The organism is Paenibacillus radicibacter, assembly GCF_024721995.1.
GTDB lineage: Bacteria > Bacillota > Bacilli > Paenibacillales > NBRC-103111 > Paenibacillus_AM > Paenibacillus_AM radicibacter.
Map to the genome: position 1 here is coordinate 1 of NZ_JANQBC010000025.1, position 9,708 is coordinate 9,708.

Here is a 9,708-nt window from a genome sequence, read left to right on the forward strand (position 1 = left end):
ATTTAAAACCTAATGTTTTTAAACGAACTGCATTCGTTATCGTGATCGTGGGATTGCTCTGCGGATTCACCTACGCGACAACAAAATGGATCGAGTTAAAAGACAAAAATGGAAACGTTGTTATAGAGGTAAGATCAACAGATAGTAAAGTCTTACCTGAGTATCAACAAGCACTCGAAGAAATCAGGAATAAGATTTCTCCTGGAGAATCAGCTACAGTCTATTTTGGTAGTAAAGATGATATTCTGAACAAAAAAACAGATCAGGTCATGCATGTCACTTCGCCATATAAATACACTGATATAAGTCAATTTATAAAGGCGCTTGCGGCTCCATTCAAATCGAATCAAATTCAGCCTAATCTCTCAGAAGGATACCAATTTAAAGAAGCATCAATTTATATGAACCCTGCGATTGGATCCGGTAAAAAAGGGGAGATGATTTTTGGTACAGCTTCAAATGGACAAGAGCTTGGTTACTATACTCAGAAAATTGGAAATCAACCAAGCTCCATTATAATTACTTATTCGAATCGTAAGCATGAAGTAAACTATACAAGTTACTTCACATCAGGAAAGGAAGAAACGAAATTTTTCCTTAGTTCTCCATCATCGGATGCTAAAACGGTTATCAATGATGTGGACACTTATTATTATGTTGACGAGAATACGCAGGAGAAATCACTGCTGTGGGCTAAACAAGAGAATGAGAGAACAGCTCATTTTGTCTTGAGTAGTACGACTGCAAGCAAAAGTGAACTGTTGAAAATTACAAAAAGCATTCTCTCAGATTGAGTATTTTTAGCGTCTTATCTTTATGGCTGCCACTATTCAACTAACGAGAACTATAGCTTAATTAATACGCGGCTGCCGGCATAGATCGTCAGCCGCGTTGCGCTAACTGGCAGTTTAATCAAATAATTTTATTGAAATCAAATGTGCTTCAGCAGGTAAAATATGGATAGTAATCGAAATGTTATTTTATACCTTTTTAAACGATTCAGAAACCGAAAGGAGAAACGAAATGAGCGAACTAGGCGTCAAAGATAACACGTGTAGAGTGGTCAAAAGAGGATTCTCAGCAGTTGGAACAAGGCATGAAGCGAAGTATTCAGAATACCCAACCGTAATTCCACAATCATTTGAATCTTTAATAAGTCGTATGGAGGAAATCCAAAATCGAACTGGTGAAAAATTGGCTCTATACGAACCAGGTAATTATGCACCCGACAACCTTGGAACCTACTATACAACCGCTCAAGTCACAGAGATTGGTTCTATTCCACAAGGAATGGTAAGCCAGACCACTCCTGTGTGCACATATGCTGTCTATACGCACAAAGGTGAGATTTGGAAAATAGGTAAAGCTTATGGTTCTCTTAACCGTTGGATTGATGAGAATGGTTACAAACATACTAAAGGTTGGGTAGTGGAGTTGATGGACGAAAGATTTAATCCGACTTCACCTGAAAGTGAGTTAGAGATTTATACGCCAATTGAAGGGCAATAGTCGATGAAAGAGGAATGACCATGCAAACCACCATTTGTGGGTCTTTCTACGTTTTGGCATGAATGTCTATATTTATTCCGCTAACGGGACACGATAGTTCAAATGTTTTAGGCTGCCATTTGGCAGCCTTTTCTCAACTAACGGGCAGGATAGTTGAAAAGTTTCGCGAATACACTACATATGGAACTAATTACGAAGTTCGTGAATAAGACGTTAGATGAAATCGAACGAATAAATAATTAAAAACTTTTAGATATATCTTAACAATTTTATTTTTTGATATGTTGCCAATGTTGGGGGAAGTTCTTCATCTTTAATAGTAATGTAGGTAAAATTATGTCATTAATGTAGGAACATTTATGTCGCTAGACAACAACAGACGTAGAGATGAGAATAGCAGTTAATTGATTTATAGACATATGTACAAAATACGGATTTTGTGCGGATGTCTGAAAAGAACCGCGTAGCAACGCGGGATTTCAGCTATTATTTTTTTCATTTGTACGTTGAACCAAATCTAGTTGCATATAGGAACCAAATGTTGTTGCATAACGTACATTTTCATGATTCTGATACTCTTGCGTCAAAACGTATTGAATTTAATGAATCAAACCTAGTTGCATAACATACAGTTTTTTGAACCAAATGTTGTTGCATAACGTGCATATTTAAGGGTTTTGTTACTCTTGCATCAACATGGATTGCATTTATTGAATCAAATATGGTTGCTTAACGTACAGTATTATTGAACCAAATGTTGTTGCATAACGTACAGTCTGTGTTGTTTCGCTAACTTCAAGATCTTTTTCTAGTGCTTTATTGTCATTTATCCATATTATTCACTGCTACTCTCATCTCTTCGTCTGTTAAATGCGTGTATATCATTGTTGTTTGAATCGATGAATGCCCTAATTGATTTTTTAATCTTGGGACATCATTGTTTTCTAAATGATACCGTGTAGCAAATGAATGTCTCAAGGAATGCACTGTGAGAGTTGGTTTTCCGAATGCTGTAGCGTATTTCTCAAGTAACTTCTCAATGGATCTTTGTGTCAATCGCCTGTTAGAACCTTTACGACCAACTCGTGCAGCAATAAATAAAAAAGCATCAGATTTATCTGGATTATATCTAGAACTTCTTATTTGCAAATATATTTCAAGATCTATCTTGGCTTGATTACTGAAGTATACGTATTGTTCTTTACTACCCTTTCGTATTACACGAACCAATCCTTTATTTAAGTCAAGATCGTCCATGTTAATACCTGCTACTTCAGAAAGTCTTAACCCAGAACCAAGAATTAACGATATAATAGCAGCGTCTCGCTCTCGATTTAATGTATGATATTTGCAAATCCTTGTGTTATCTTTGTACTTTTCGCCAAAATCATAAGCTATAAATTGTCTGAATAATTCAAACTCATCTTCTCTAAGTATTTTACCCTCTATACGATTGGCTAATGTTTCTTGACTTTTTTTTACAGTATTCAATTCCATTTTTGCCAATACATTTCGATGGATGTAGGGGGTTAATTCAGATGTTTCTGCTTTGTTCTGCAAATAATCAAAGAGTGATTTTAATGAGGACAATTTACGATTAATAGTTATTTTTGTATTTCCAAGTCTATATTCTAAGTATGACAAAAAGCTCTCAACTTCACGAATAGTTAGCTTTTCTAAGGCCAGCAGATCAATTTCTTTACGATTAGTTCCTGAAAAATTCTCTATAACCAACCAATCAAAGAAGATAATGTAATCATGACAATAATTAAGAAGTGTTGTGGGTGATAGCTTCCTTTTTCGGGTATCAATAAACTCGGTTATGTACCAGGGGAGATTTTCTAACTTTTCATCTATACGGATCATGATTTACCACTTCAGCCTCTTAATTCTTCAAGCAATTTTCATAATCCTGCACGTTAGCATAATAAAAACAAGAAACAGCTGCCGCGGCAAACTATTCCTTTTTTCGTTGAGCTATCGTTCCCAGTTAGCGTAATGCTTCCAGCCTTTTTGCTCGTTCAAACGCTTTATGTAAAAACTCTTTAGCCGATAAATTCTCATAATCCCAATTCATGGCCTCTATTGCAGTCGCGCCTGAATAATTCGTTTCCGCAATTTTTTTCATGGTTGTAGACCAATCAATCGTGCCGTCAAAGGGTATCCCGTGTTGGGCATAACTTCCGTTATTATCATGTAAATGTAGCGCCATTAACCGGGAACCGTACATGGATAATAAATCATCGTTTGGATAGTGGCTGTAGTGATGTCCGCTGTCATAACAGAATCCGATACGCAGGGAATCGACTTGCTCCAGCACATATGACAAATTAGTAAAGTTCCGTAAATTCTCCATCGCAACATTGACACCAAGCTGTTCAGCTTTTTCTGCAATTCTCTTGACTCTATTCAGTCCTAAGGCGTTATATGGATGGTTTTCGTTAGGTAGGTGCACCACCATTGTCGGAATCTCAAATTCAGCGCAATCCGCAACACATTGCAAATAGCTATCGGTTAAGGATTCACCGTCCAAATTGTCAAGCCAGAGGTTGTTTTCGTTTTGGATTGGCGTGTGGATATTTTCAATAAATAGACCCGCGTACCGCGCAATTTGCGGTCCGCTACGGTAATCGCCTCGGCCAAAGCCATCACTCCACCACATTAAAACACCGTCAAATCCGGCTTCTTTTATTAACTGATAACGATCTTTAATCGGTAATTCATAGCCAAACCAATCATAAATGGTAAACATAAGCCGATTCCCTGATAAACTCATAGTAAATAATCCTCCTCGTTTCCCGATAATTAGTTCTTGTGAAGCAATGCTATTATACTATTGATTAATTGGCAAACCTTAAAAACGCACGTTCGCTTTCTGAATAGAAACGTACATTCGTCCTATGATGCCTGATTATGGGATTTTCAGAAAATGAGATCTTTGTTTATCTTTATATATCTCATTTTTTTGAAGTAGAGTCTATCAACTAGATACTCCTTAGAAGGGTTGACCTCAACTGCCCCTTAACGGAGTTTGCATCATTCGCACTAACCTGCCCGTTAGCTTAACAACATTGGGAATCTTTTTAACTTGCCTACTGCCGATCATATCGGGAATGTAACAAAGTTCTTGTCATCAGTCGGACTTGATATCAAGATCTTGTCATTATGTTTTGATAAGGCCCGATTCCGAAACCCCGCCACTATCGACTTTGTAAAAATGCTGGTGAAGGGAATTGAACCTCCGGCCCCGCAAGTATCTACTAGGGACCAAAGTCTAACATGCTACGGATACCGGTATTTACATAATTTATCGTATAAATATTTTAATAACCCAGCTGACACAAGCCGAGCAGGAATTTTTAGTATCATCTGTTATTGATACTTAATTAAGCAATATCATTAAAATCTATTCCTGGGTTTAGGCTTGAGCAGTAGACTGAACAATGCTCCGAATAAAGCAATGCAAGCCGTAAGTATGAAGGTATCAGAATAACCCGCCATCTCAGCCATAGATGTATTACCGCCTACTTGTATTGTTCGCGCGGTAGCTCGGATCGCCAGGAAGTTGCTTAAGCCAGCAATCGCAATAGGTATAATTAAATTGGAACTTGCTGAGGTTAAGGGTGTAACTCGGCTGATCAGCTCCGCGGGAACCGATTGAAGAATATAGGTATTTAAAGACATCATACAAAGTCCCATTCCAATTCCTAGCAACCCTACTATTCCCCCAATCAGTACTCCCCCTGTGTTCGGGCCAATTTGCGAGAGGAGCATTAAACCCAAGGCAATCGTTCCAAGACCCGAGCCTGCAAGAGGTCGTATACCCACCCTATCAAAAATCTTCCCGCCGATCGGCATAAGTAATCCGGAAGTAATTGCAAGCATGCTCATAATCAGACCGGCGTGAGATGGGCTATACCCTCTGAAATTTTGCAGATACTGTGGGATAAATACGAGTGATCCATTCAGTGCGATGTATTGTATCCAACTCACAAACATGCCTCTTCTAAAGCTGATTGCTCGGAAAGCTTGAAGCGCTAAGATTGGATGTGGATGTTTTATTTCATGTAGCCATAACCAAATCAGTAATATGATACCGGCTGCTCCCATTAGCCAAACAAGCCAGGAGACAGCATCAATATTAATGCTAAGAGCGAGTAAAACAAAAGCCATAGGAGCTAAAAATAATCCAATTATATCCAAGGGGTGCCTTTTATCCAAGGAAGACGTAATTTTTAGAGAATTTTCATCAAATAAATGTCGTATTCCTAAATAAACAGTAATAATTCCCAAGGGAAGATTTATGAGAAAAATCCAATGCCAACCACTAGATTCTAACAACCAACCAGACAATACGGGTCCCGAAGCCGGCGCTAGCAGCATAGGAATGCCAAGCATGCCCATCACCTGACCTTTCTTATTCTCCGGTGCAAGGCGAAACACCATAGCCATGCCAATAGGTTGGACCATCCCCCCTCCAAGCCCCTGAATAATCCTAAAAATAGTCAACTGCATAGCGTTTTGAGCCAATGCACATAGAAGCGATCCAATTACAAATAAAATAACTGTTATGATATAAGCTTTCGCTGCTCCGAGTCTGTCCGAGAACCAACCTGCAAGTGGTATAGTAACGGACATAGCTAGCATATAACCAGTAATCACCCACTGTAACGCGTCAAAAGAAACTCCAAAATCTCTGGTCAAACTGGGAATGGCTACATTCATTGCAGTGCTATCGATCATCACCATCATCATGCCAGGGATAATAGCCATCAGCGCAAGTATGAATGTTCTTCGTGTAGGGACCTCATTAAGTTGTTTAGACGATTCTGGGACTTCTTGGTGTGTAATCATAACGACTCTCCTTTTTACTGAACATTGTGTTGATTAACTTTTACTTATTGATTATAATGAGAACACTCAAAAATCGATGGACATAATTTATATTTCTGTTCATTAATCAACAGCTGAGCACAAAATGATCAGTAAAGTTACATTTTTATTAGGGAGAATTGTAATGATTGAAAAAATTGACCGACGCATTCTGAGAACCCGCACTCTATTAAGAGAAGTTTTGCTTGATTTGGCATCAGAAAAACCATTAAAGAACATTACTGTAAAAGAACTGACTGATACAGCTGGACTTAATAGAGGCACCTTCTATTTGCACTATCAAGGCATTCAAGATTTTTATGAACAATTCAAAAATGAAATATTGGAACAGTTTCATCGGATCATAAAAAAACTTGGCCACAAGCTAGGTAATCGTGAGCCTTTTAAAGATCCACCAGCAGGTTACGTGCGTCCATTCGAATTTGTATTTGAGCAAAAACGCTTTTTCAAAGTATTCTTGGGCCCTGGAGGTGACACAGATCTTTCACGCCAGTTGACCGAATTAATAAATCAACAGTTCATTAACGCCTATCGAGCAGAATATCGGCAGACTAATGCAGCCGATATACCTGCAAAACAACAGTATTTGTTTGCTTATCTGGCCTCAGCCTACGTGGGGACCATTCAATTCTGGATTCAGCGGGAATTTGATCTATCACCAATAGATATGGCTATTTTATTCTCCCAAATCTCAAGGCTCGGATCGGCGCATGTACATTTCCCTTTCAACTAATTCAAACCCGTAAGGCTTACGCCAGACGGTTTTTTTCATGTACACTTTGAACTCAAATATCTGCCGGAGGAACCGGTTGCCAGCGATCCTGGCTCCAGATAAATACCTTAGATTTTGCTAGGGATGCCGTCAGAAAATCTGTATCCTTGCTTTGTCTGTAATGTTCACACACCATCACTCCCTTGAAATAAAATACCGCTCCAGTGCTGACAGTGTACGGTGCTTCCGTCGCCCTTATATTTACCGGATGGTTATTTAAGTAGTACACGACAAAAAGCCCTCCAGCCGAAGCCAGTGGACAATTATTAGTGCTTGGAATACAGTAGCTTTAAACGTAAGATATACTGTCTCGATGGCAGCCCGGATACGTGAAGTCGGTCTATTGAAGTGTATCTACACCATATCATTGAACTAACCTGCCCGCTAGCGTAATAGTCATCTGGCTACTCAGTCATTCTTCGTTTATTTTTCTATGGATCAGCCAATCTATCAAAAAACCCGTAAACAACCAGGTACATATATGTATTCCATAGAGTACGAATTGCCACAAGAGTTTATTTTCCAAAGAGTAATGTAAAGTAGTCAGCCAAGAATTTAACGATAATAAAACAGGACTAGTTAAAAAAGAAGCATATTTTTATCATCGTTCCCAGATAAATTAAAGAGGCAAATGATCAAAGATAATATCAGTAACCAAAAACTGAATTTCTTGATGAATTTCATATTTAGACCTCCATTTTGATTGGTAACCAACGCTATAATTCCATATAAAGAATATTCGCGAAGCGATTAACCTATCCAGCCCTATAGCGCAACGCGGCTGCCGATCCATGCCGGTAGCCGCGTTTTAGTTATTTATTAAGCTATAGTGTCCCGTTAACTTAATGAAAATCAGAACGAATCGAGGGGCGAATGTTCTATATTAAATAACCTTTTTCAAATGATATTTCTTTATTCCGTCTGGAAATCCTTCCAGAATACCATATATCTCATATCCACATTTAACATAAAATTCAGGAGCTTGATAACTATATGTACATGTATCAACCAAAATACATCCCTTTTCCTTTGCTATTTCCTCAACTCCTGCAATAAGTTTTGAACCATAATCCTGACCTCTGTACTTTTCATCAACCCATAATACATCGATGTACAAAGAATACATGAACATATTGCACATAATTCCACCTACAACCTTATCATCCTTAGTCTCTTTCTCAGTCCAATCTTTTGAAATCACCAAATCTTCTTGTAAGTTATCATTCATAATTGTTCTACCTTTCAGAGATGATATATTTGTAGTAGATATTCGTGAATCGAATAAACAATCCTGCCCGTTAGAGTAACACGGCTGCCAATCCATGTCGATTGCCGTGTCTTAGTTATCTATTAAGCTATAGTATCCCGTTAGCTTTAACCTTGTGCCGCATCCATATTCATGTAGTTAATTGCCCACAGATGGCCGTCCAAGTCCACGAAGCCCCAATGATACATGAACCCATGATCCTCAGGTTCTGCGTGCAATTTACCGCCCAAGGAGACCGCGGTATTCACTATTTCATCGACCTTTTCCCGGCTCCCGAAGGCCAATGCGATCGTCATCTGCGCATACTTGCTCGTATCGACGGATTCCTTCTCCGTGAGCGTATTAAAGAATGCTTGATGAATCAGCATGACCTGCAGGTTGTCGCCGATTACGATGGCTACTGAATTCTCATTATCAGGGAATTGCGGGTTGAGCTCGAATCCGAGTCCGATGAAGAACGCCTTCGATTGTTCTACGTTATTTACAGGCAGATTGAAGCTCGTGAATGTGGACATTAATGCCATTTTAAACACCTCATCGTCAAATTGGTTTGTTGTCATTATGCCTTCGTTTATTTAGACAAAAGTCGATCCGGGTATTCATCGATATGCTTGATTCGGAAGTGTGAATCATGAAAATAAGTCTCAAAACCCATCTCATAGTTCAGGAAATTATCTAACTCAGAAAATATTCGAGAAACGATTGAAGTATCCTGCCCGTTAGCGCAACACGGCTGCCGACATGGATCGGCAGCCGTGTTTAGGTTATATATTAAGCTATAGTTCTCCATTAGTTGAATAAAATTATAAGGTAAGAAGATAAGTATGAAGAAAACAACAGAAAATATATTGATTTACAATTGAATAACACTGATCATATTTCCGTTATCATCAGTGAGATCAAAACGTTTAGGCTCACCATTCCTTAATTCTGAAACTGCTACTCCGTTTTTCTCGAGTTTAGCCCTTACTTCTTCTACATCTCTTACAACAAAATTGAACGGGGTGTATTTATTAATTGGTTCAAAATCTGAGATTTGGACTAAATGAAATCCGCAGTTAGGGGCTATTGCCAAACCAGCCATTCTTTCGTTGCTCCAACGCAAACCGAACCCAAACATAGATTGGTACCACACTAACGAATCCTGAAGATTCTTCACTGGTAGAAAGACTGCATCAATACGATCAACAAACTGTTCAATAACTTGTCCACTCATTGAAAAACCACCTTTAAATGGTAATATTTGCTTCTTTCCCACAATACAGCA

The 9,708-nt window shown here is 38.6% G+C and carries 10 protein-coding genes; 3 read left to right on the top strand and 7 right to left on the bottom strand.

The genetic code is table 11. The features are described 5' to 3' along the window. Together NV379_RS25615 and NV379_RS25620 are read left to right on the top strand one after the other, a co-directional pair. A partial coding sequence (locus NV379_RS25615) for a DUF4367 domain-containing protein (RefSeq protein WP_258210170.1) occupies positions 1-794 on the top strand: 794 nt, incomplete at its 5' end. A gap of 229 nt (positions 795-1,023) precedes the next feature. Beyond that, positions 1,024-1,509 carry a GyrI-like domain-containing protein gene (locus NV379_RS25620; protein ID WP_258210171.1) on the top strand — a complete coding sequence of 162 codons (486 nt, stop codon included), beginning with the start codon at positions 1,024-1,026 and terminating at the stop codon, positions 1,507-1,509. A gap of 822 nt (positions 1,510-2,331) precedes the next feature. On the opposite strand, the gene xerS is transcribed toward NV379_RS25620, so the two are convergent. The 3 genes from xerS to NV379_RS25635 all read right to left on the bottom strand — a co-directional run bounded on the left by xerS (position 2,332) and on the right by NV379_RS25635 (position 6,363). After that, entirely contained in the window at positions 2,332-3,375 is a 1,044-nt protein-coding gene (xerS, locus tag NV379_RS25625) for a tyrosine recombinase XerS (protein ID WP_258210172.1), read from the bottom strand. Between the two features lie 124 nt (positions 3,376-3,499). Next, entirely contained in the window at positions 3,500-4,285 is a 786-nt protein-coding gene (locus NV379_RS25630) for a sugar phosphate isomerase/epimerase family protein (protein ID WP_258210173.1), read from the bottom strand. A gap of 623 nt (positions 4,286-4,908) precedes the next feature. Further along, positions 4,909-6,363 carry an MDR family MFS transporter gene (locus NV379_RS25635; protein ID WP_258210174.1) on the bottom strand — a complete coding sequence of 485 codons (1,455 nt, stop codon included), beginning with the start codon at positions 6,361-6,363 and terminating at the stop codon, positions 4,909-4,911. Between the two features lie 163 nt (positions 6,364-6,526). Between NV379_RS25635 and NV379_RS25640 the strand changes: the two genes are divergently transcribed. Then, complete coding sequence (locus NV379_RS25640) at positions 6,527-7,135, top strand: TetR/AcrR family transcriptional regulator (RefSeq protein WP_258210175.1); 609 nt, start codon at positions 6,527-6,529, stop codon at positions 7,133-7,135. A 52-nt stretch (positions 7,136-7,187) separates the two neighbouring features. On the opposite strand, the gene NV379_RS25645 is transcribed toward NV379_RS25640, so the two are convergent. The 4 genes from NV379_RS25645 to NV379_RS25660 all read right to left on the bottom strand — a co-directional run. After that, positions 7,188-7,403, bottom strand: a complete 216-nt coding sequence (locus NV379_RS25645; RefSeq protein WP_258210176.1) for a hypothetical protein — start codon at positions 7,401-7,403, stop codon at positions 7,188-7,190. A gap of 654 nt (positions 7,404-8,057) precedes the next feature. Beyond that, positions 8,058-8,402: a GNAT family N-acetyltransferase gene (locus tag NV379_RS25650; RefSeq protein ID WP_258210177.1), complete on the bottom strand. Its 345-nt coding sequence runs from the start codon at positions 8,400-8,402 to the stop codon at positions 8,058-8,060. Between the two features lie 146 nt (positions 8,403-8,548). Then, on the bottom strand, positions 8,549-8,965 hold the full coding sequence (locus NV379_RS25655) for a VOC family protein (protein ID WP_258210178.1): 417 nt from the start codon (positions 8,963-8,965) through the stop codon (positions 8,549-8,551). Between the two features lie 329 nt (positions 8,966-9,294). Then, positions 9,295-9,708, bottom strand: a 414-nt coding sequence (locus NV379_RS25660; RefSeq protein ID WP_258210179.1) for a VOC family protein, incomplete at its 5' end; no start/stop codon positions are given.